Annotated in this window: 16 protein-coding genes; 3 read left to right on the forward strand and 13 right to left on the reverse strand. The window is 67.3% G+C overall.

The features are described 5' to 3' along the window. Positions 1-88 precede the first annotated feature (88 nt). Positions 89-880, reverse strand: coding sequence for a hydroxypyruvate isomerase family protein (locus HUG10_RS09665; RefSeq protein WP_246310124.1), 792 nt, complete (start codon positions 878-880; stop codon positions 89-91). Then, complete coding sequence (locus HUG10_RS09670) at positions 877-1,842, reverse strand: Gfo/Idh/MocA family protein (RefSeq protein ID WP_179169377.1); 966 nt, start codon at positions 1,840-1,842, stop codon at positions 877-879. Before HUG10_RS09670 ends, HUG10_RS09665 begins: the two co-directional genes overlap by 4 nt. A 114-nt stretch (positions 1,843-1,956) precedes the next feature. Here HUG10_RS09670 and HUG10_RS09675 point away from each other — a divergent pair, with 114 nt between their 5' ends. Next, positions 1,957-4,743: a glycoside hydrolase family 2 protein gene (locus tag HUG10_RS09675; RefSeq protein WP_179169378.1), complete on the forward strand. Its 2,787-nt coding sequence runs from the start codon at positions 1,957-1,959 to the stop codon at positions 4,741-4,743. A 22-nt stretch (positions 4,744-4,765) separates the two neighbouring features. On the opposite strand, the gene HUG10_RS09680 is transcribed toward HUG10_RS09675, so the two are convergent. The 7 genes from HUG10_RS09680 to HUG10_RS09710 all read right to left on the reverse strand — a co-directional run bounded on the left by HUG10_RS09680 (position 4,766) and on the right by HUG10_RS09710 (position 13,318). Next, positions 4,766-5,407 (reverse strand): hypothetical protein, encoded by a 642-nt coding sequence (locus HUG10_RS09680; RefSeq protein WP_179169379.1) that lies wholly within the window; start codon positions 5,405-5,407, stop codon positions 4,766-4,768. Between the two features lie 28 nt (positions 5,408-5,435). Next, the gene (locus HUG10_RS09685; RefSeq protein WP_179169380.1) at positions 5,436-6,302 is read right to left on the reverse strand and encodes a carbohydrate ABC transporter permease; all 867 of its coding nucleotides are present in this window, start codon (positions 6,300-6,302) and stop codon (positions 5,436-5,438) included. Beyond that, positions 6,295-7,218, reverse strand: coding sequence for a carbohydrate ABC transporter permease (locus tag HUG10_RS09690; protein WP_179169381.1), 924 nt, complete (start codon positions 7,216-7,218; stop codon positions 6,295-6,297). The genes HUG10_RS09685 and HUG10_RS09690 overlap by 8 nt, the downstream gene beginning before the upstream one ends. A gap of 12 nt (positions 7,219-7,230) precedes the next feature. Next, positions 7,231-8,604, reverse strand: a complete 1,374-nt coding sequence (locus HUG10_RS09695) for an ABC transporter substrate-binding protein (protein ID WP_179169382.1) — start codon at positions 8,602-8,604, stop codon at positions 7,231-7,233. A gap of 276 nt (positions 8,605-8,880) precedes the next feature. Further along, positions 8,881-10,020 carry an ABC transporter ATP-binding protein gene (locus HUG10_RS09700; RefSeq protein WP_179169383.1) on the reverse strand — a complete coding sequence of 380 codons (1,140 nt, stop codon included), beginning with the start codon at positions 10,018-10,020 and terminating at the stop codon, positions 8,881-8,883. A gap of 123 nt (positions 10,021-10,143) precedes the next feature. Further along, complete coding sequence (locus tag HUG10_RS09705) at positions 10,144-11,010, reverse strand: fumarylacetoacetate hydrolase family protein (RefSeq protein WP_179169384.1); 867 nt, start codon at positions 11,008-11,010, stop codon at positions 10,144-10,146. A gap of 358 nt (positions 11,011-11,368) precedes the next feature. Then, entirely contained in the window at positions 11,369-13,318 is a 1,950-nt protein-coding gene (locus tag HUG10_RS09710) for a glycoside hydrolase family 127 protein (RefSeq protein ID WP_179169385.1), read from the reverse strand. 115 nt (positions 13,319-13,433) lie between these two features. Between HUG10_RS09710 and xacF the strand changes: the two genes are divergently transcribed. Beyond that, complete coding sequence (gene xacF, locus HUG10_RS09715) at positions 13,434-14,882, forward strand: 2,5-dioxovalerate dehydrogenase (protein ID WP_179169386.1); 1,449 nt, start codon at positions 13,434-13,436, stop codon at positions 14,880-14,882. Positions 14,883-15,158: 276 nt separating this feature from the next. Here the strand turns inward: xacF and HUG10_RS09720 are convergent, their stop codons facing one another. Further along, a complete protein-coding gene (locus HUG10_RS09720; RefSeq protein ID WP_179169387.1) occupies positions 15,159-16,658 on the reverse strand; it encodes an alpha-N-arabinofuranosidase in 1,500 nt (499 codons plus the stop codon). Positions 16,659-17,120: 462 nt separating this feature from the next. Between HUG10_RS09720 and HUG10_RS09725 the strand changes: the two genes are divergently transcribed. Further along, positions 17,121-18,290 carry a mandelate racemase/muconate lactonizing enzyme family protein gene (locus tag HUG10_RS09725; RefSeq protein WP_179169388.1) on the forward strand — a complete coding sequence of 390 codons (1,170 nt, stop codon included), beginning with the start codon at positions 17,121-17,123 and terminating at the stop codon, positions 18,288-18,290. 116 nt (positions 18,291-18,406) lie between these two features. Here HUG10_RS09725 and HUG10_RS09730 read toward each other — a convergent pair whose 3' ends face one another. The 3 genes from HUG10_RS09730 to HUG10_RS09740 form a co-directional block, all read right to left on the reverse strand. Continuing rightward, complete coding sequence (locus HUG10_RS09730; RefSeq protein WP_179169389.1) at positions 18,407-19,168, reverse strand: IclR family transcriptional regulator; 762 nt, start codon at positions 19,166-19,168, stop codon at positions 18,407-18,409. An 887-nt stretch (positions 19,169-20,055) separates the two neighbouring features. Next, positions 20,056-21,930 (reverse strand): hybrid sensor histidine kinase/response regulator, encoded by a 1,875-nt coding sequence (locus HUG10_RS09735; RefSeq protein WP_179169390.1) that lies wholly within the window; start codon positions 21,928-21,930, stop codon positions 20,056-20,058. Between the two features lie 106 nt (positions 21,931-22,036). Beyond that, positions 22,037-22,189 carry a hypothetical protein gene (locus HUG10_RS09740; protein WP_179169391.1) on the reverse strand — a complete coding sequence of 51 codons (153 nt, stop codon included), beginning with the start codon at positions 22,187-22,189 and terminating at the stop codon, positions 22,037-22,039. Between the last annotated feature and the right edge of the window lie 123 nt (positions 22,190-22,312).

A 22,312-nucleotide genomic window follows, 5' to 3' on the forward strand; every position in this document is an offset into this window, starting at 1 on the left:
TTCCGGCGGTCGACGACTGCTCCCTTCTCCTCGATTCGGTGGTCGTTCGACCCGTCGGAGCGCCGCTAGCCGGTACGACGGGTCCCGTTCAGGCAGGACGGATGTCGAGCACGTCCTCGACCGTCTCGTCGACCGGTCGGCTTGGTGCGTACTCCAGCCCGACGTACCCCTCGTACCCGACGTCGTCGAGCGCCGCGAACACGCGCTCGTAGTTGAGCTCGCCGGTCCCCGGCTCGTGTCGCCCTGGTACGTCCGCGACGTGGACGTACCCGACGAAGTCGACGTGCGCCCGGAGGTTCGCGATCACGTTCCCCTCGGTGACCTGCTGGTGGTACACGTCGAACAGCACCGAGACGGCCGGGCTGTCCACCGCGTCGACGATCTCGTACGCCTCGTACGACGACTCCAGGTAGTAGCCAGGGTGGTCGACGCGCGTGTTGAGCGGCTCGAGGACGAGGTCGATCCCCGCCCGTTCCGCCGCGGGCGCCGCGTCGCGGAGTACGTTGACGATGGCCCGGTGTTCGGTCCCCGGCGGGAGGTCCGCCCGCGCAGGGCCGACGGTGACGACGAGCGCGTCGACGCCGACGGCCTCCCCCAGTTCCAGAGAGCGCTCGACGTCCGCGACGGCCTCGTCGTGCACGGAGGGGTCGGTGAGCCCCGGTCCGCTGCCGCTCGCGTTCGCGGCGACGCCGACGCAGGTCGACGCCGAGAGCGCGACGCCGTGCTCCTCGCTGGCCGCGCGGATCGCCTCGGCGTCTGCGCTCGCGACGTCCCAGAACTCGATCGCGTCGACGCCGAGCGCCGCCGCGTGTTCGATCGCCTCGATCGGCCGGTCGTGCCCGAGCGTCATCGACGCGTTCGCGCTCAGCGGGAAGCTCACTGCTCGACCACCTGGGGCTCCCCGGCGTCGAGCGCCCGGTTGACGGCCAGCGTCGTCTCGAACGTCCGCCGCGCGTCCGCGTACGGCGACCGGAGCAGCGTCCCGTCGCGCGTCCGCACGGCCTCGACGAACGCGTCCATCTCCCGCTCGTACCTCCGGCCGCCCCCCTCGAACTCGACCGGTTCCCCGTCGACCATCCCGACGAGTCGGTCCGCGGGCGGGTCGAGTTCGAGCTGGAACCCGTCGCCGACCAGGTCGACCGTGAGGTCGGTCTCGACCGCGGTCGACGTCGCGGAGACGTGGCTCGTGACGCCGTTCTCGTGGATCATCGACGCCGAGGTCGCGTCCGGGAAGTCGATGACGTCGGTGTTCACGCGCTGGCCCCCGACCGCGTGGACCGCGTCGATGTCGCCGGCGAAGTACCGGACGAGGTCGTAGGTGTGCGTGGCCTGTTCGAGCACCTGGCCCCCGGACCGGTCCGCGACGCGCCACCAGGCCGTGTCGGGGACGCCGCACCACCACCGCCCGTCGACGAGCGAGAGCGTCCGGTCCCCGATCAGTTCGTCCGCCCGCTGGACCGACTCCGCGTAGCGGTTCATGTGACCGACCTGGGTGAGTATCTCCGACTCCGCGATCGCCCGTTCGTTCTCGCGGGGGGTCGCGGCGTCGAGTGCGAGGGGCTTCTCGACGAAGAGGTCGACGCCGTGCTCGACCGCGAGGCGCTCCTGGTCCGCGTGTGCGAACGGCGGGATTCCGACGACGACGGCGTCGAAATCGAGCGACTCGTAGAGGTCGCGGTGGTCCGTGAACGCCTCCGCGCCGTGGGCCCGTGCGACCGACTCGGCGGTCGACTCGTCGACGTCGCAGACGCCGACGACCGACGCGTCCGTTCGGTCAGCGAGATAGTCGAGGTGTATCGAGGCGATACCGCCGGCGCCGATGAAGGCGAAGTCCACCGTCATCGTCCTCCAGACTCCCCCGCCCGTAATCAATCTACGGTCGGACCGGGCCGGCGAACTCGTCGTTCGGAAACGGTAGCTATACCTCGCGCCCGTGCAAGTCCGTACCACGATACGATGGACAACCGATCGAGCGGGGAAGCCGGCGCGAGCGCGGAGTCCGACTACCGGGCGGAGACCGACGTAACCGGGACCTGGCAGTTCGCGACGGATCCCGACGGGGTCGGCAGGGACGAGGCGTGGTACGAGCCGGACGTCGGCTGGCCGGACGAGGCCCACACGGTCGACGTCCCCCACGCGTGGCAGGAACGCGACGACTATCGCGAGTACACCGGGACCGCGTGGTACCGCCGAACCGTCGAACACGAGGACGGCGACGGCGACCGGGCGGTGCTGACGTTCGGTGCCGTCGACTACGAGACGACCGTCTGGGTGAACGGCGAGCGCGTCGGCTCGAACCGTGGGGGGTACCTCCCGTTCTCGTTCGACGTCACCGACGCGCTGCGGGCCGGCGAGAACGTGGTCGTCGTCGAGGTCGTCGACCCCGACGACATCAGCGAGATCCCGCACGGGAAACAGGGCGCGCCGTGGTACCAGCGCGTCAGCGGGATCTGGCAGGACGTGACCCTCTCGGTCGTACCCCCGACCCGCGTCGAGGACATCAGGGTGACGCCCGACCTCGAGGCGGACGTCGCCCGCGTCGATGTCGGGGTGACGACGGGGGCAGGCGACGTGACGGACGCGACCGACGACGGCGCGACACCCGCGTCCGATGGACTCGACGGCCTCACCGCCACGGTCACCGTCCTCGACGACGGGGAACCGGTCGGGGACGCGACCGTCGAGGTCGTCGAGGACGGGGACGAAAACAAGGACGGGGACGACGGCCGGAAGGGGACGGCGACCGCGACGGTGTCCGTCCCGGACGCCGACTACTGGACCCCGGAGTCGCCGACGCTGTACGACGTGACCGTCGAACTGTCCCGCGACGGCGACGTCCTCGACCGGCACGGCGACTACTTCGGGATGCGGAGCGTCGAGTCGCGGAACGGGCGACTGTTCCTCAACGGCGAACCGTTCACGATGCGGGGCGCGCTCGATCAGGGGTACTACCCGGGGACGCTGTACCGGCCGTTCGACGACGCGCTGTTCGAGGAGGAGATACGGACGGCGAAGGAACTCGGCTTCAACCTGCTGCGCAAGCACATCAAGCCGGCCCACCCCGAGTTCCTGGAACTGGCCGACAGGCTCGGCATCCTCGTCTGGGAGGAGCCTGCGAACCCGACCGTGCACACCCAGCGGTCGAAACGCGAGGTCCGCGAGCAGATCCGCGGGCTGATCGACCGGGACTACAACCGGCCGAGCGTGGTCGTCTGGAGCCTCTACAACGAGGAGTGGGGCATCGGCAACCCGCAGGGGCTCGATGAGGAGACCTCGCTGTGGGAGGACGAGGCGAAGCAGGGGTACCTCGCCGACCTGTACGAGGAGGCGAAGGCGTGGGACCCGACCCGCCTCGTCTGCGACAACTCCGGGTGGGCCCACGTCGCCACCGACGTCAACGACTACCACCGCTACTTCGTGAGCCCCGACCGGGCGGACGCCTGGGCCGCCGACATCGACGCGATGACGTCGGCGCCCGAGGAGAACTACGCGGCGACGGAGACCGACCCGGCGGAGGCCCCGCTGATCGTCTCCGAGTTCGGCACCTGGGGGATGTGCGACCTCCCCGCCATCGAGGAGTTCTACGGCGGGACGCCCCCCTGGTTCGACTACGACTTCTTCGACCACCCGATCAAGCGCCCCGCGGGCGCGTACGAGCGGTTCGAGGGGACGACGCTTCCGGCCGTCTTCGAAGACTGGGGGGCGCTCGCGACGGCGTGGCAGGAGCGCGAGTACCGGTCGATCAAGGACGTCATCGAGCGGATGCGCGTCGACGACGGCGTCGCCGGCTACGTCATCACGGAGTTCTCCGACATCGAGTGGGAGTTCAACGGGATCCTGGACTACCGCCGGGAGGAGAAGGCGTTCCACGACGACTTCGCGCGCGTCAACGACGACGTGCTCGTCCGGATCGACGTGGCGGACCACGTCGTCAGCGCGGGGGAGACGCTCGCCGCGGACGTCGTCGTGTGCAACGACACGACCGACGCCATCGACGACGAACTCGAGTGGTCACTGTTCGGGCGGTCCGGGTCGGTCGCGGTGACGCTCGACGGCTTCGGGACCGCGCGCGTCAGCGACGCGATACAGGTGGAGGTCCCGTCGGTCGACGAACCGACGACGGGCACCCTCGCCGCGTCGCTGCCGGCGGCCCCGCCGAACGAGGAACGGATCACCGTCGTCCCCTCCCCCGATGCGGATCCCGAGATCGCGGTGTACGCGGACGCCGAGTCGATCTTGGCGGCCCTGGAGGACGCCGGGTTCGCGTCGGCGCCGACGCTCGCGGCGGCCGACGTCGCCGTCCTCACCGACCCCGACGCCGATGCCCGCGTCCACGTCGAGGACGGCGGCGACGTCCTGGTCGTGCCCGACGGGGACGGCCACGTGGCCGACGGGCAGTTCTTCGAGTACCGCGACCTCCCGGAGGAGGAGAGCTGGAACCTCGTCGCGTGCCTGTTCTACCGGGACGACGAGGCGCTCGCGCCGCTCGTCGACGAGGTGCCCGGCTGGGAGTTCGAGGGGCTGTACCCCTACGACGTCGTCGCCGACGTCACCCGTGAGGACGACGTACGCGTTGGCTACGTGGAGGGCTGGATCGCGAACTGGTCGGCTGCGGCGGTCACGCGGGAGTTCGGGGAGGGGAGCGCGACCGCGTTCACGTTCAGGGTCGCGGGCGCCGGGAGCGACCAGCCCGTCGGCGTGGCCTCCCTCGCCGCGCTGATCGAGGACGTGGCGTCGAACTGACCTGCGGGCCGAAGTCAGGGAGTTACCAGGGGGCCGAGCCGGACCCCCCGTCCTCGTCGTCGTCCTCGATGGGTTCGAGCACGGTCTCGAGGTGGAACGTGAAGGAGAGCCCCGCGAACACGACGACGAACGCGATCGTCAGCAGGGCGGTGACGAGGAACACCACGACGGTCGCCATGGCCATCGTCACCGCCCCGGTCGCGTTCCGCGCGGTCCACCCGACCGCCGCCCGGAGCGCGGGCTCCAGTTCGACGCCCGTGGCGAGGCCGGCGAACGTCGGAACGAGCACCAGCGCGGTGTAGGCCGCGGCGTACGTGGTCACGACGCCGAGCGCGAGCGAGAGCGTAGTCGGGTCCGCGAGGTACTGTCGGACGTAGAGGGACGCGATCGCCGCGAGGACGAGCGGCACGCCCGTTAGGAGCGCCGCGGAGATGCCGTGGCGCTTGAGGACGCTCACGACGTAGCCGCGGTCGATGTAGTGGTCCCGCCGGAGCGACGCGAGGGCGGCGTACGTGCCGAGCGTCGCGGGACCGACGGTGACGAGGGGGAGCGAGCAGACGAACCAGATGGCGCTCAGGGCGATGAGCCTGGGTCCGTTGTGGTAGAAGAAGCGGACGGCGGAGACGAACGCCCGGTACACCGTTTCAGTGTCGGCCTCCCTCATTACGCCGAGGGAGGGAAGGGACCGTTAACTAGGTTACCCCTTGCATCTCGACGGCCGCGATGAGCTGCTCCTGGAGCAGCAGGAACACCACGAACAGCGGCCCCGACGCGAGGATGGCCGAGGCCATCGTCAGCGACGGCTGGTAGGTGAACGTGTCCCGGAGGACGACGATCCCGATCGGGAGGGTGTAGGCGGCCTCGTTCTGGAGGACGATGAGCGGCCAGAGGAACTGGTTCCAGCTCCAGACGAAGATGAACAGCCCGAGCGCGGACAGGATCGACTTCGACAGCGGGAGGATGACGTGCGTGTAGATGCGCACCGTCGAGAAGCCGTCGAGCTGGGCCGCCTCCTGGAGCTCGTACGGGATGTCCCTGAAGAACTGCACCAGCAGGAACACGCCGAGCGGTCCCGCGACGAACGGCAGGATGACCGCAAGGTAGTTGTTGATCAGCCCGAGCTCGGAGATGAGCGAGTACAGCGGGATGATGTTGACGAATCCCGGCACCATGAAGCTCGCGATGATGAGCCCGAGGACGTACCGCTGGCCCGGCCAGTCCAGCCGCGTCAACGCGAACGCGATCATGGAGTCACAGAGCAACACGAGCAGCGTCGTGACCGACGCGATGAGGATGGTGTTGATCGTCCACTCGAGGATCAGCGAGCCCGTGAACAGCTGCATGTAGGACCCGACCGAGACGGGGTTCGGGATCCAGTTCATCCCGGAGGCGATAGCGTCCTCGCGCGTCATGAGCGACGTCGAGATCATCCAGAGGTAGGGGAGCACAAACAGGAACGCGGCCCCGTACATGACGACGTGCAACAGCGCGTTACGGACGCTGGTGTCGCTGATCGAGAGCGATGCGAGCCGGTTCGCCGAGGGTGTCGATTCAGTCATTGGAGCCTCCGAGGAAGTAGTAGTTCGCGATGGAGACGACGACCAGGATCCCCGTCAGCACGTAGCCGACGGCCGCGGCGTAGCCGAAGCTCCGCTGGTTGAACGCGGCCTGGTACAGGTACATGACGAGCGTCTCGGTCGTCTTCCCCGGCCCGCCGCCCGTCATGATGTATGGCTGTCCGAACACCTGGAACCCCCAGACGAGGTTGATGATGATCACAAAGAAGATGGCGTGTCGGATCTGGGGGAGGGTGACGTCCCTGAACATCCGCCACGAGCCCGCGCCGTCGAGGCGGGCCGCCTCGTAGAGGTACTCCGGCACGCTCTGGCGCGCCGAGAGCAGGATGACGAAGCTGAACCCGGCCAGCCACCACATCGTCATAATCGCGAGCGCGGGCATCGCGAACAGGCGGGACTGGAGCCACTGGGGCGGGTTCGACATGACCATCCCCAGGTAGTGGTTGATGACGCCGTACTGCGTCGAGTACAGGTCGATCCAGACGATGGACGCAACCGAGACCGTCAGGATGTACGGGCTGAAGAACACCGTCCGGAGGATGCCCTTCCCCTTGATGTCGCGGTTGACGCCGAGCGCGAGCCCCAGGGCGACGACGACGATCCCGGGAACGGTGATCGCGACGAAGTACAGGGTGTTGCCCAGCGCGTTCCAGAAGGCCGGGTCCGCGAACATCGTCGTGTAGTTCTCGAGCCCGATGAACGTGGACTCGGCCGGCGTGATCGCGTTCCAGTCGAAGAGGCTCATGTACCCGCCCATCACCAGCGGGTACAGCAGGAACACGACGAAGATGGCGAGGTACGGGAGCGAGAAGAGGACCCCCTCGATCAGCTCCTTCCGCGAGCGGTTCTCAGAGCTCACCAGCCGTCTGATCGCGTCCACCCGTTCTGTGACTGACATTTATTGTTCGTGCTACAGGTTGGAGTTCCAGGTCTTCACGCCCTGCTGGACCGCCTCCTTCGGCGAGACGTTGTGCGCGTAGCCGTCGGTGAACCAGGTCCAGTTGCTGGCGGCGTAGAGGTCGGCGTTCGGGAGCTGGGGCCAGTAGGCGAGCTGGTCCTCCTGGGCCATCTCCGTGTACTTCTTCAGCGTCTTGTCCCAGAGGTCGGAGTTCTGGAGCGCGTCGCCGTTCAGGATGGGGTTGTACGCCGGAAGGTGGCCCGCCTCCGTCCCCCACGAGGGGTTCTCCTGGGTGATCCACTCCGCGGCGGCGACCGCCTTCTGGACCCGTTCGTCGCTCGCGTCGGAGCTCGCCGGAACGATGATGGTGTGGCTGTCGGCCGTCGTCGCTAGCTGGGAGGCGTTCGGCGTGATGCGGGGCTTCTGGAAGCCCCAGTTGAAGTCCACCTCGCGCATCACGCCAACGTACCACGTGCCGTTGACCGTCATGGCGATTTCCTGGTTCTCGAACCCCACCGTCCCCCGGTCCTCGGAGGTGTCGGCCTTGTCCCACTCGCGCTCGCCGGAGACGCTAGCGTAGTACTCCATCGCCGACAGGCCGGGCCCCTCGTCGAACACCGCCTCGCTCATGTCGTCGTTGAACACGTTCCCGCCGAGCTGTTTGACCGACATGAACCACTGCCGGAAGCCGCCGCCGCCGCCCCAGTACGGGTCGGGCGTGAACGGTAGCGCGTCCGTGTTCTCCTTGATGGCGTTGCACGCCTCCTCGAACTCGGAGAAGTTCTGGAACGGCGGCGAGACGCCCGCCTCGTCCATGATGTCCTGGTTGTAGTACAGGCCGACCGGGTGGGAGTCCATCGGTACGGCGTACTGGCTCCCGTCGAGCGTACAAGCGTTCCAGATGGTCTCGACGTAGTCGTCCGAGGAGATGTGGTCGCTGATGTCCGTCAGCGTGTCCTGGAACCGTCGGAGGTACGACGCGTGCGAGATCGCCAGGTCGGGGGCGTTCCCGCCGGTCATCGACGTGAACAGCCGGTTGTAGTGTTCGTCCCACGGCGTCCGCTGGCGGTTGATGGTGACGCCCTCGACCGGTTGTTCCTCGTTGAACTTATCGATGATCGACTTCATAACGGCGCCGTCGCCGCCGGTGAACAGCGTCCAGTAGCTGAGTTCGATGTCGCCACTTCCGCCGCCACCGCCACCGCCGCCACCGCCGCCGCCGTTTCCGCCACCGCCGCCGATTCCGAAACAGCCGGCGAGCGCGGCCGCACCCGTTACGCCGACCCCTTCGATGAACCGGCGCCGCTTCGAGCCGGTTCGACCTCCCTGCCCCCCCGACTGGGAGCTGTCACTATCCTGCCCACAATCATTGCTATTCGATAGCATCACAGTGTGGTCACGAGTGGTAAATAATAAATGTTCCCCATAGACGGACGGAGCATTCCGGTGCTACCGTTCCGTTCATCGGAGACGGATCGAGAGCTAATCGGGCCACGTTGCGAACCGACCACGTCGGGAACCGAGGACATTCGGAGGAGTATCGCGGGGGAAACGGGACTCCACTTCGGACGCGGACAGTCGTTACGTCCCTGGGTCGGTCGCCGTCGATGCTAGCGGGACTCGTCCCACCGGCGACCGTCCGGAAGATCCGGCCGCCCGACCTCAGGTCTGCTGGACCGTGGGTTCGTGCGTCCGCGACGTCGTCCGGCCGGTGTCGGTCATCACGTTGTTGCCGCTGTTCCGGTCGAAGATGTGCATCTTCGACTCGTCGAAGGTGACGAGGATCTCGTCGCCCTCCGCGAAGGCGAAGTCGCCCATCGTGCGCATCCGGAACTCGACGTCGTTCGACTGGAGGTAGAAGTAGTTGTCGTCGCCGACGGGTTCGTGGACGTCGAGGATCGCGGAGATCACGTTGTCGTCCCCTCGCTCGGCGAACGTCACGTGCTCGGGCCTGATGCCGAGGACGAGGTCGTCGGTCGTCGCCCGGTCCCGGATCCGGTCCGCGACCTCGCCGCTCACGTCGTAGGAGAACGCCTCGCTCTCCAGCGTGTTCCCGGCGAGCCGGACGTCGAAGAAGTTCATCGAGGGGCTCCCGACGAAGTCCGCGACGAAGAGGTTCGCCGGCTCGTTGAACACCTCGTCGGGCGTCCCCACCTGCTGGAGTTCGCCCTGGTCGAGGATGACCACCCGGTCGCTCATGGTGAGCGCCTCCTCCTGATCGTGGGTCACGTACACCGTCGTCGTCTCCAGGTCGTCCTGGAGGCGCTGGAGTTCGGTCCGCATGTGTGCCCGGAGTTTGGCGTCGAGGTTCGACAGTGGCTCGTCCATCAGGAACACGGCGGGCTCGCGGACGATGGCGCGGCCTGTCGCGACGCGCTGTTGCTGGCCGCCGGAGAGGGCGCTCGGCTTCTTCTCCAGCTGGCTCTCGATCCCCATCATCTCGGCCGCGTTCTCGACCCGCTCGTTGATCTCGGCCTTCGAGAGGTCCGAGGTGAGCTTCAACCCGTAGGACATGTTCTTCCGGACGTTCATGTGCGGGTAGAGAGCGTAGTTCTGGAACACCATCGCGACATCCCGGTCCTGCGCGGGCACGTCGTTCACCACCCTGTCGCCGATGGAGATCTCCCCGTCGGTGATGTCCTCGAGACCGGCGAGGAGCCGGAGCAGCGTGGACTTGCCGGACCCGGACGGGCCGACGATCGTGACGAACTCCCCGTCCTCGATATCCAGGTTGAACCCCTCGACTGCCACGATGTCCCCGTCGTATACCTTCCGGACGTCGTCGAACTGAACCTCACTCATGCTCTACTCGGAGGAACGCTGGGCTCTTTCCCACATAGCCTTTTTCATTAACTATCAGTCACTTCCGTCCTCGGGTTCTGGAATCGGCCCGGTCCGGGGGCGATGCGGGCGGTTTTCCCCGCGCTAGACGACCGTGACCTCGTTCACGAGCTCGCCGAGGGAGTCGATCGAGATCGTGACGGTGTCGCCCTCGCGGAGCGTGAAGTCGTCCTCGGGGACGAGCGACGTCCCGGTCATCAGCACCGCGAGCTCCGGCACCGCGTTGTGGCGCGTGAAGTAGGAGACCAGCTCCTCGCACGTCCGGTGCATCTTCGCGGTCGAGGTCCCGTCGTCGTACAGGGACTCGCCGTCGCGGGTGATGGTCATGTTCATCGTGAGGTCGTGCGGGTCGGGCACTGCGTCGACCGGCGTGATTCCGGGTCCGAGCGAACAGCAGCGGTCGTACACCTTGGCCTGCGGCAGGAACAGCGGGTTCTCGCCCTCGATCGACCGGCTGCTCATGTCGTTTCCGATGGTGTACCCGACCGTCTCGCCCCGGTAGAGGACGATACCGAGCTCCGGCTCGGGGACGTCCCAGGTGGAGTCGCTTCGGATGCCGACCTGCTCACCGGGTCCGACGGTCCGGCTCGCGGTCGCCTTGAAGAAGAGCTCCGGGCGGTCCGAGTTGTACACGTCCATGTACACGTCCGGCCTATCGCTCTCCTCCTCGCGCGCCGCCTCGCTGATCTCGTAGGTGACGCCCGCGGCCCACACCTCGTCCGGCGAGAGCGGTCGGACGAGGTCGTCCTCGATCCCCGTCGCCGGGAGCTCCTCCGCGGATGACGTGAGTCGTTCGGTAATCTCGGTCAGGCCGGTCCCGCTCAGCCGCGAGGCGTTCGCGAGTTCGCGGAAGGACTCCACAGGGGTGTCCGACGTCCCGAGATCGTACGTCCTGTCGTCGGCTCTGACGACCAGTCCAACGTCCGGCGTGTCGACTTGGTAATACTGCATGTACAGGGTACGCGTGGAGTTCGACCTTAAATCATTGGTCGGATACCCCCGCGATTTTCCGTCAACAGCGCGTCAGTCCGGCGGTTCCGTCCTCCGGTATTCGGAACGATCTCCCCCTCGGACGGGATTCGCTCCACAATGCGGCACGAGCGACGGTTTCGGTGGCCCGTCCCGGTCGCGCTCGGCGGGACCGAGCACGGCGATGGCGAGTACGGGCCGGCCGCGACGGGCGGCGGAACGGTCGAAACGTGACCGGTCGAGGGCGATCGTTCCGAACTGTGGGACCCACCTTCGCCGATGGTGGCTCGGTGACGGGCTGGCCCTCCGTCGCGCGTCCACTGGGGGACGACTCCAGTCGCTACCGCCCCTTCGCCGCGTCGACCCAGACCCGCATGGCCGACGCCTCCCGGTTGTCCCAGGCGTAGTACGGAACGGCCGTGAACGACGCCGACTCCACCTCGCAGTCGTCCGCCGGTCGGTAGAGTTCGTCCGCCCACTCCTCCACCCGGGGCGCGACGGCGTCGCCGGAGAGGACCGTCACCCCGCCGAGCAGATCCTCGTCGAACTCGGCCGTGACGTCGGAGTCGGTTGGAACCCGCAGGTGGTGGAGCGGTCGGTCGTTGTCGACGCCCTCCAGGCAGTACACCAGCGGACCCCGCCGGAGCGCCACGCGACCGGCGTCCGCCTCGACCTCGGGGTGGGCGACGAGTCGCTCGACCGGCATCGGGAGCGAGAGCGCGACGGTGTCGCCCGCGCGCCACTTGCGGTCGAGCGTGGCGTAGCCGCCGGTCGCGTCGATCGGGACGGGGTCGCCGTTCACCGCGAGCGACGGGTCGTCACACCACCCGGGTAAGCGCAAGTTAAGATCGAACTCGGCCGTTCCCGCCGACCCGTCGACGGCCTCGACCTCGACGGTGACGTCGCCGTCCCAGGGGTAGTCCGTCCACTGGGAGAGCGTCACCGCCGTCCCGCCGATGTCGACGTCGGCCCACCCCTCCACGAAGAGGTCGACGTACGCGGCACCGTCGCCCGCGGCGTACACGTACCGTTCGAGCGAGGCGAGCAGGCGGGCGACGTTCGGCGGACAGCAGGCGCAGTCGAACCAGCCCGCGCGGTGGTGATCGCCGTCGCTCTCCAGCGGGTTCTCGTAGAAGAACTCCGTCCCGTCGAGCGAGACGCCCGCGAGGAAGCCGTTGTACAGCGCCGTCTCGAGCGCGTCGACGAAGCGTGACTCGCCGGTGAGCCGCGCCATCCGCTCGTTCCACATGACGCTCCCGACGGCGGCGCACGTCTCGGCGTAGGCGGTCGCGTTCGGGAGGTCGTAGTCGTCGGTGAACCCCTCGTGTGCGCGCTCCGGGCCGATGCCGCCGGTGACGTACGACCGTCTGGTGGTCACGTTCTCCCAGAGGCGTTCGAGCGCCTCGCGGAGTTCCTCGTCGCCCGCACCCGCCAGCAGGAGGTCCGTGGCGCCGCTGTAGAGGTACATCGCTCGGACGGCGTGGCCCTCGGCGGTCGACTGCTGGCGGAGGGGCGCGTGGTCCTGGGCGTACCGGCGGTCGTGCGCGCCGTCGTCGTCCAGGAACACCGACCGGGTTCCCTCGTCGACGTCGGCAGAGCCGGCGATCTCGTCCAGGTTCAGCGTCTCCCACTTTAGCCTCGAGTCGGGCGCGCCCCGCCGGTCGACGAAGAACTCCGCGAGGTCGAGGTAGCGCCGCTCGCCGGTGACGCGGGAGAGTTCGACGAGCGCGAGTTCGATCCCCTCGTGGCCGGGGACGCCGTCGCGCCCGTCCGGCCCGAAGACCCCGTCCACGTGGTCGGCGAGGGCGAGGGCGACGTCCAGCAGCGACGTCCCGCCGGTGACCTCGTGGTGGGCGACAGCGGCCTCGATGAGGTGGCCGGCGCAGTACAGTTCGTGCATCATCGCCAGGTTCGTCCACTTCCGGTCGGGTTCGACGAGCTGGAAGTACGTGTCGAGGTAGCCGTCCGGTTCCTGTGCGGCAGCGACGAGGGAGACGACGCGGTCGAGGCGTTCACGCCGCTCAGGCGTCGGCTCGCTCGCCTGTGCGTAGCTCGCCGCCTCGATCCACTTGTAGGCGTCCGAGTCCTCGAACCACATCCCCTCGAACTCGCCGCCGTCGCCCGCGGCCCGCCGGAAGTTGTCCAGGCAGCCGCCCGCCTCCAGCTGCTCATACTGGTGGTCGACGGTGACGTCGCGGTTGACCTCCCGCCGCGGCGACCAGAAGTCGTCGTCGATGGTGACCGCCGTTAGGGGAAGCCGTCGAAGCGGCGCTCGTTCGGAGTCGGTCATCTGATGCGTGACGGGTCAGCGTCGGGACGCATAGGTGTTCGGGACGTCGTCGAACCGTATCGAGATTCCGCCTAGACCGTAAGAACCGTATGGGTGAGCGAGAGAAGTACTAGCGATGACGGACACAGAACGGAACTACGTCGACGGGATCTGGACGGAGAGCGAGACGGGGGAGACGTTCGACGTCGAGAACCCGGCGGACCCGAGCGAGGTCGTGACCCGCTATCAGCAGTCGAACGAGGCCGACGCCGAGGAGGCCGTCGAGGCCGCCGCGGCAGCACAGGCCGAGTGGGAGCGCACCCCCGGCCCCGAGCGCGGGGCCGTACTCCGGGAGACGGGGAACATCCTCGCCGACCGCAAGGACGAGCTGACCGACCTGCTCATCGCCGAGGAGGGGAAGGCCCGGCCCGAGGCGGCCGGCGAGGTCCAGCGCGCCATCGACATCTTCTACTACTACGCGGGGAAGGCCGCGGACCTCGGCGGCACCGTCAAGAGCCCGAGCGCCGCCGACAAGACGCTGTACACCCGCAAGGAGGCCGTCGGCGTCGCCGCGCTCGTCACCCCCTGGAACTACCCGATCGCCATCCCCGCCTGGAAGCTCGCGCCAGCGCTCGCGGCCGGTAACTCGGTCGTGCTCAACCCGGCCTCGGACGCCCCCGGCGTCGTCGTCGCCCTCGCGGAGGCCCTCGACGAGGCCGGCCTCCCCGACGGCGTCCTCAACGTCGTCACCGGTCCCGGCAGCGTCGTCGCCGACACGTTCGTCGGCCACGACGACGTCGACGCCGTGTCGTTCACCGGCAGCGGGAAGACCGGCCGGATCGTCTACGACAAGGCCACCGACTCTGGAAAGCGGGTCCAGACCGAACTCGGCGGCAAGAACCCGACCATCGTCTCCGAGACCGCGGACCCCGCCGAGGCGGCGGAGATCGTCGCGTCCGGCGGCTTCGGCACGACGGGCCAGTCCTGTACGGCCTGTTCCCGCGCCATCGTCCACGATGACGTGTACGACGAGTTCGTCGACGAACTCGTCGCCGAGGCCGAGGCCATCGACATCGGGCCCGGCACCGACCACGAGATGGGGCCGCAGGTGAACCAGGACGAACTGGACTCGACGCTCGAGTACATCGACGTCGCGGAGACCGAGGGCGCCACACTCGAGACCGGCGGCGGCCAGCCGGAGGGCGACGAACTCGGTGACGGCTACTTCGTCGAGCCGACCGTGTTCACCGACGTCGAGTCTGACTACCGCATCGCCCAGGAGGAGGTGTTCGGCCCGGTCGTCGCGGTCATCCGCGTGAGCGACTTCGAGGAGGCGATGACGGTCGCCAACGACGTCGACTACGGCCTCTCGGCCTCCATCGTCACCGACAGCCACTCCGAGGCCAACCGCTTCATCGACGACATCGAGGCGGGGGTCGCCAAGGTGAACGAGAAGACCACCGGCCTGGAGCTCCACGTCCCCTTCGGCGGGTTCAAGCAGTCCTCCAGCGAGACCTGGCGCGAACAGGGTGACGCCGGGATGGAGTTCTACACCATCGAGAAGACCGTCTACGACGGCTACTGAACGGTCCGGTCGGCCTCTCAACCCGCTTCGTTTCTCGCGATCGTTCGTTTTCCGCACCTGGTAGTCAGCGTGGAGAACGGGAACTGTTCACTACGCACGTACTATCCGCCGGTATTACCGCCACGCCCCCTACAACACGTGTCGACGTCGCCCAGGTCGAGCGTCCGAGGGCGTTCGTGGGGTCGGTGTTCGCCGCTGCTCGGGCAGCACGGTCACTGGAACTCCGCTCCGATCGGCGGCGATATCGAGAGGAGAAACCGGCCGCGACGGGCGGGCCTACCGAACGGAGATGCCGGCCACTGTCGACGGCGCCAGGTCCGCGGTGAGCGTCCCGTCGTCGTCGATCGAGACGTCCAGTTCCTCGGCCCCGAACTCGTCGGCGTTGTCGGCGTCGACCTCGACGTCGGGGTCGTGCTCGGCGAACAGCACGTTCGCGTCGACGTCGCCGTCGGCCGGCGCCGCGCCCTCGAGTCGGACCTCGACCGTGTGGCCCTCGCGGCAGTCGAGGTTCGTGACGGTGACGTACGTCCCGTCGCCGTCGATCGACGCCGACGCGCCGACGAGCGGCAATTCGTCGTCCTCAAGTTCCCGTGCGGGCGTGTCGACGGACGTCCGGACCGCCTCGTTGCCCTTGTGCGGGGCGTACAGGTCGAAGACGTGGTAGGTCGGTCGCGCCCAGGCGTCGTCGCCGTCGGTCTCCACGAGGCACTGGAGCACGTTGACGGTCTGGGCGATGTTGGACATCGTCATCACGTCGCTGTGGTGGTTGAAGACGTCGAGGACGGCCGCCGCCGACAGCGCGTCGAGGACGGTCCCCGGCTGTTCGAGCCCGTTCGACGCGACGGCGTCGAGGTGCCACGCGCCCCACTCGTCGATGATGACGCCGATGTCGCGGGTCGTCGCCACCGCGTTGATCGCCGCCGCGATCCGCTCGATGTGCTCGTCCATCTCGAGGGCCTCGGCGAGGAACCGATCGTACTGGTCCTCGTCGGCGTCGGCGACGGTCATCTCCCGCCCGTAGTAGTGGTGCAGCGTGAGGTGGTCGAGCGGGAAGTCGACGCCCCAGGCGGTGTGGCCGATCTCCTCCATGAAGCGCCGGTTCCACTCGTGACCCTCGAAGCCGCAGGCGATGAGTTCGAGGTCGTGATCGAGCATCAGGTTGTCCATGGACCCGACGTAGGTCGCGTACCGGCGGTACTCCCGCGCGTACTGCTCGGGCGTCATCTGCCCGCCGCAGCCCCAGTTCTCGTTGCCGAGCCCCCAGTAGCGCACGCCGTAGGGCTCCTCGTGTCCGTTCTCCCGGCGGCGGTCCGCGAGCTCCGTATTGCCGTCGTAGTTGCAGTACTCCACCCAGTCGGCGGCCTCCTGCGGGTCCCCCGAGCCGATGTTCGCCGCGAGGTACGGCTCGGTCCCGATCCGCTCGCACAGCTGCAGGAACTCGTCGGTGCCGAAGCGGTTGGACTCCTCGGGGATCTCGTCGCGCCCCTGCGCCCAGAAGAGGTTCCGTCGGCGCGGCCGGTCCTCCTGGGGACCGACGCCGTCCTCCCAGTGGTAGTCGTCCGCGAAACACCCGCCGGGCCAGCGGAGGACGGGGATCTCGAGGTCCGCGAGGAGCGAGACGACGTCCTCGCGGAACTCGCCGTCGCCGGCGCCGTCGGCGGTCCAGAGCCCGTCGTAGACACACCGGCCCAGGTGCTCGGAGAAGTGGCCGTGCATCTCCGGCGCTATCTCGTCGATACCCGCCTCAGTGTGAACTGTGACACGTGCGTCTGCCATGTACCGTTGGGGTCTTTCCCGGAAACTGTATAAATTGACCGATTCCACCAACTGGCCCGACAGGTAGCGCGGTGGACGGAACCGGTACTCGTCCGATCGAGCGAAGATCCCCGCCGACGGGGCGACCGACAGAGTTCCGGCCACACCGGAAACCACCGGCCCGCCGAATTACAGACGTATGCCTGTAAAGCGGAGTGGGGCACGGCCGCTATTCGTGCGAACGTCGGCGGTTGCGGTGTTGATCGGGTTTCCGCTGATAGCGGAACGATTCGTTCCGTGACTGGACCGATGGTACTGGCACGTGCGAGCGCGAACGACAACGCAGGTCGACCGGCGTTCGCGAACTCGACGGGCAGCGTGCCGGGGATTCGACTGCCACGTCGGCGGTGGAACGAGGGACGGGGCGACCGCCCGGCCGAGTCCCGGCAGATTTAATATCTCGCTTCTACGCTTTCCTCGTAGATGTCGGAAGTGAGTATCACGGACGTGGAGACGTACATCGTCGCGAACCCGTGGAAACCGTGGGTGTTCGTTCGCCTCGAGACCGACGCCGGCGTCACCGGGCTGGCGGAGGCGACGACCCACGACAAGCCGCGGACCGTCGCCGCCTCGCTCGAGGAGATGTCGGACTACTTCGTCGGGAAGGACCCGTTCGACACCGAGCAGATTTGGCTGGAGATGTACCGGGACGAGTGGTTCTCGAAGAACGTCATCAACACGACCGTCTGCTCGGCCGTGGACATGGCCTGCTGGGACATCAAGGGCAAGCTACTCGACAAGCCCGTCTACGAGCTGCTCGGCGGCAAGGTGCACGGCGACCGCCTCCGCACGTACGCGAACGGGTGGTACACCGACGCCCACGGGGAGCCGGAGGGGTTCGCCCGGGCGGCGGAACGGGTCGTCGACGACGGCTACGACGCGATGAAGTTCGACCCGTTCGGCACCGCGTGGCAGTCCATGTCGAAAAAGGACAAGAACCACGCCGTCGACATCGTCGGCGCCGTCCGCGACGCGGTCGGCCCGGACGTCGACCTGCTCATCGAGTGTCACGGCCGGTTCTCGGCCGGGCAAGCGGTCGACATCGCGCGGAAGCTCGACGAGTTCGAGCCCACCTGGTTCGAGGAGCCGTGTCCCCCGGACTCGATCAACAGCCTCGCCGAGGTGGCCCGCAAGTCGCCCATCCCGGTCGCGACCGGCGAGCGCCACATCTCGAAGCACGACTTCTTCGAACTCGTCACGCGGACGGAGATCGACGTCTTCCAGCCCGACCTGATGAACACGGGCGGGATCACCGAGGGGAAGAAGATCGCCGGCCTCGCCGAGGCCGACCACGTCGACATCGCGCCGCACAACCCGCAGGGGCCGGTCGCCAGCGCGATCTACTCGCACTTCTGTGCGTCCATCCCGAACTTCCGGATCCAGGAGCTTTTCCAGACGTACGACGTCGAGTGGGTCGACGAACTGCTCGTCGAGCCGCTGGTCGTTGAGGACGGGTACATGGAGATCCCCGAGGGCCCCGGGTTCGGCATCGAACTCGACATGGACGTCGTCGAGGAGCACGCGTACACCGAGGACCAGGTCCACACGATCAACCTCTTCGAGAAGGGCTGGGAGACCCGCGAGTTGGAGTAAGGCACGCGCTCGCGAACGACTTCTACCCCTCCAGGGGACCTCGTTTCTCACGCCGGTGACGCCGAACGCCGTCGGCGATGCCGCGTCGATCAGTCTGGATCCGCCTGAGCCGAAGGCTACTGGTACTTCATGTTGACCTCGATGACGTTCGCCGTCCGCAGCACCAGCTCCGGGATGTCCTCGAAGAAGCGCTCGTCCTGCATGCCGCTCTTCGGCCCGGAGACGCTCACCGCGCCGAGTACGTCGCCGTCGCCGTCGGTGAGCGCCGCGCCCACGCAGCGGACGCCCTGGATCCGCTCTTCCGTCTCGGTCGCGAACCCCTGGTCCCGGACCGCGTCGAGTTCCTCGAAGAGGGTCTCCCTGTCGGTGATCGTCTGGTCGGTGATCCTCGGGAGCCCGTGCGTGTCGATGATCCCCTCGACCTCCTCGTCCGGGAGCTCGGCGAGGATGGCCTTCCCTGCGCCCGTGGTCTGGAGGTGGACCCGCTTGCCGACGTGCGTGTCGAGCTGGAACGCGTCCTCGCCCTCGGCTTTCGCGTAGAAGACGCCCTTGCCGAACTCCTCGATCATGAGGTTGGCGTGCTCGCCGGTCTTGTGGGCCATCTTCTGGATCTCGGGCTCGGCGATCCGGTAGAGGTGGTCGTTGCTCCGACAGTAGCCGCCGATCTCCAGGAACTGGCTCCCGAGGACGTACTCGTTGCCCTCCCGGCGGACGAACTCGTTCTGTTCGAGCGTCCGGAGGTGATCGAACGCCGTGCTCGTCGGCACGTCGAGGTGCTCGGCCACCGCGGACACGCCGGCCGAATCGAGTTCCCGCAACGCCCGGATGACACGGATCGTGGTCTGTGTCGCCCGAACCGGAGCGTCATCGGTTGCCATGATACTCGAAGACAGGAAACTCACCCCCATAATCGTTCCGGTGGCACCGGAAACTCCTTCGGAGGGGAAGGCCTCGCACTTCGTGGCCGGTCATGGACCGTCTCGACGGGGAAATACCTCGGAGCGCCCGTTCTCGGGGTTCGGAGGAGCGAGTGACCGAGTTCCATTGATCGAGTCGACGACGCGGGTGGATGCAACCGCGAACGAATCGGCAGGGTCACCCGTCATCCACACTGCCCGTGAGCGCTATAGGGGATGGTACCTACATATCAACCTAGCACTCATTATTCTTTAGTACTATAATTCTGTCTTGTAGTGGATCGCCGTAATCGAGGAATCCGTCGCGACGGCGGTGACCGGCGAACGTTCCAACGACTGCCGGTCAGCAGATCCAGAGTTAGCCGTACATCAGCATTTCAGACCTTTAGAGCGTCGTGCGTCGGGGCAGTCGTAGTGAGGTGTCCGTCAAAGCGGTACTAGATCTGCGGCGGGTTCGGAAGTTAGAGGTCCGCATCCAATCTGCACCAGTAGTATTAAAGACTCACCCCCTTCCCACCACGGATAGCAATTTCCTGCACTATTTGCGCTTGAGAGCTGCGGAATTTAAATTCTCTGTGGCCAGTAGATGCCTGATTTCGTTCCCAGAGGCTGAACGAACAGAGATAGTTGAAGGCAGAGTTATCTGATTTCAATCTATAATATTTTTCCGAGTTTTCTAGTTTCCCTTCGGTCCCACGACCGAGCGTACCGAAGCCCGTCACCGACACGAACTCCTCCCGAGAACGTTCGGTGGAGACTCAGCCTCGGCGATAGGAGTCGAGCTAGTTCGAGGAAAACGAGCAATGTCTCGTGAGGGGCACACTCCGATCGATACCGGTCGGAAACCGTCAGTCTGGACGCTTGACGCCGGTGAGTTCGAAGCGCGCACCGCCGTCGCGTCCCTCGGTCGCGGTCACCCCCCACCCGTGGGCGTCCGCGATCCGCTCGACGATCGCGAGCCCGAACCCCGTCCCGTGGTCGGTGCCGGAGTACCCGGCCTCGAACAGCCTGTCCCGATGTTCTGAGGGGATACCGGGACCGTCGTCTTCGACGGAGAAGCCCGTCCCCAGGTCGGCGACCGTGACAGTGACGTCGGGGCCGCCGTGCTCGATCGCGTTGCGGAAGAGGTTCTCCAGCAACTGCTGGAGCCGACCCCGGTCCGCCAGCACGACGCCGTTCGCCTCGACTTCGAGCCTCGCGTCCTTCGTCTCGACGTGCCCCCAGCTCTCGTCGATGGCCGCCGGGAGGTCCACCGTCTCGACGTCGATCGCAGTCTCGCCCTCCCGCGCGAGGACGAGGAGGTCCTCGATCAGCCGCTGCATCCGGTCGTGGGCGCGCGCGACGACCGCGAGGTGATCGCTGTCACGCTCCTCCCTCGCCATCCGAAGTCGACCCTGGGCGACGTTCAACGGGTTCCGCAGGTCGTGCGAGACGACGCTGGCGAACCCGGCGAGGCGTTCGTTCTGCTGGCGGAGTTCCCGCTCCCCCTCCAGCCGTTCGAGCGCCTGGGCGGTGTGCGCGACGAGGAGTTCAGCCAGTTCCAGGTCCCCCTCGTCGAAGGCGCCAACGTGCTCGCTGACGGCCTGGAAGACGCCCAGGTTGCCGATCGGAACGCTGATCGCCGCCCGGTAGGGTCCCTGCGGGTTCGCCTCCTCGAGCTCCCGGACGTCGTCGGTGAGGACCGACTCGCTGTTCCGGTACGTCCGCCCCACGATCCCCTCGTCGGCCGACATCGTCGTCACACCGTCGGGCGGAATCCCGTCCGAGATGGCGACGATCGGCAACGTGCCGTCCTCCTCCAGGTTGATCACGCACCGGTCGAAGTCGAGGACCGACTCGGCGGCCTCGATCGTCCGCCGACAGACCGCATCCCGGGTCTCGTCGGTCGTTATCTCGGTGGCGATGCCGTGTAGCGCCTTGAGCACGTCCTCCCGCTCCGCGTACTCGGTGAAGTCCGTGATGAAGCCCTCCAGCGCCTCCAGTTCGCCGTCCGCGGAGTAGACGCCGCGCCCTCGTTCCCACACGCGCTTCGTCGCCCCGTCCTTCGTGACGATGCGGTACCGGGTCTCGAACGGCTCCCCCCTATCGAGTGCGTCCTGCACCGCGTCCCACGCCCCCTGCTGATCGGCCGGATGCATGACGTCCGTTCCCCACAGCACGACGCCACCCTCCAGGTCGGTCGCCGTATAGCCGGTGATGGCCTCGCAGTCGCCCGCGACGTACTCCATCGGCCACTCGGGCGCGTTACGACAGCGGTACACGATACCGGGGAGGTTGCTGATGAGCGTCTCGAGCCGTCGGTTGCGGTCCTCGAACGCCCGCCGCGTCCGATCGCTCTCGACCGCGTTCCGGATCCGATTCGCCAGCAGCGCGTATTGTTCCGTCCCGGTCCCCTTCTGGAGGTAGTCCGTGACCCCCGCCGAGATGGCCTCGCTGGCGATCTCCTCGCTCCCCTTCCCGGTGAAGAGGACGAACGGGAGGTCCCCGTGTCGCTCGCGGACGACCTCCAGGAACTCGATCCCCTTCAGATCCGGCATGTCGTAATCCGAGACGACGCAGTCGACGTCCCGTTCGTCGAGCGCGTCGAGCGCGGCCCGTGTGCTGGCCGCCGTGAGGACCTCGATCCGCTGGTCCTCCCGTTCCAGGTACGTCGCCGCCAGCTCCGAGAAGTCCGGGTCGTCGTCGACGTGCAGGACCCGGATCGCCTCTGCAGTCGCGTTCATGCGTCTCACGCTCTCTACAGTCCCTATGCACGCTCCACTTATAGTTTGGGCGCGGTTCGGGGGTCGACCGGACGCGGTCCCCCGTCGTTCCCCCGCCGGTCCCGTGTCACGCGAACAGCGGTTCGACGTCCCTCTCGTAGCAGCCCCGACAGAGGTAGTGGTCGACCACGCCGTCCTCGGTGCGCGTGTGAACGACGACGTGGACGGCGCTGGCGAACGGCACCGGGTCCCCACAGACGCCGCACGGTTCGGTCGACATGCTCGGTCGAATGAGATTCGATGACACACCACAAAGGTCTTGCCCGGGTGACCCCGTTCCCGGCACCTGCCGTGGGCTGTCCGAATCGACGCGCCAGCACGATGCGGCGGGCGACACGCAAAC

It is taken from the genome of Halorarum halophilum (assembly GCF_013401515.1).
Classification (GTDB): Archaea; Halobacteriota; Halobacteria; order Halobacteriales; family Haloferacaceae; genus Halorarum; species Halorarum halophilum.

Coding starts and splice junctions, on each gene's coding strand:
- HUG10_RS09700 (WP_179169383.1), bottom strand. CDS start 10,020: ATGAGTGAGGTTCAGTTCGACGACGTCCGGAAGGTATACGACGGGGAC.
- HUG10_RS09705 (WP_179169384.1), bottom strand. CDS start 11,010: ATGCAGTATTACCAAGTCGACACGCCGGACGTTGGACTGGTCGTCAGA.
- HUG10_RS09690 (WP_179169381.1), bottom strand. CDS start 7,218: ATGTCAGTCACAGAACGGGTGGACGCGATCAGACGGCTGGTGAGCTCT.
- HUG10_RS09675 (WP_179169378.1), top strand. CDS start 1,957: ATGGACAACCGATCGAGCGGGGAAGCCGGCGCGAGCGCGGAGTCCGAC.
- HUG10_RS09670 (WP_179169377.1), bottom strand. CDS start 1,842: ATGACGGTGGACTTCGCCTTCATCGGCGCCGGCGGTATCGCCTCGATA.
- HUG10_RS09740 (WP_179169391.1), bottom strand. CDS start 22,189: ATGTCGACCGAACCGTGCGGCGTCTGTGGGGACCCGGTGCCGTTCGCC.
- HUG10_RS09730 (WP_179169389.1), bottom strand. CDS start 19,168: ATGGCAACCGATGACGCTCCGGTTCGGGCGACACAGACCACGATCCGT.
- HUG10_RS09680 (WP_179169379.1), bottom strand. CDS start 5,407: ATGAGGGAGGCCGACACTGAAACGGTGTACCGGGCGTTCGTCTCCGCC.
- HUG10_RS09695 (WP_179169382.1), bottom strand. CDS start 8,604: ATGCTATCGAATAGCAATGATTGTGGGCAGGATAGTGACAGCTCCCAG.
- HUG10_RS09735 (WP_179169390.1), bottom strand. CDS start 21,930: ATGAACGCGACTGCAGAGGCGATCCGGGTCCTGCACGTCGACGACGAC.
- HUG10_RS09720 (WP_179169387.1), bottom strand. CDS start 16,658: ATGGCAGACGCACGTGTCACAGTTCACACTGAGGCGGGTATCGACGAG.
- HUG10_RS09710 (WP_179169385.1), bottom strand. CDS start 13,318: ATGACCGACTCCGAACGAGCGCCGCTTCGACGGCTTCCCCTAACGGCG.
- HUG10_RS09725 (WP_179169388.1), top strand. CDS start 17,121: ATGTCGGAAGTGAGTATCACGGACGTGGAGACGTACATCGTCGCGAAC.
- xacF (WP_179169386.1), top strand. CDS start 13,434: ATGACGGACACAGAACGGAACTACGTCGACGGGATCTGGACGGAGAGC.
- HUG10_RS09685 (WP_179169380.1), bottom strand. CDS start 6,302: ATGACTGAATCGACACCCTCGGCGAACCGGCTCGCATCGCTCTCGATC.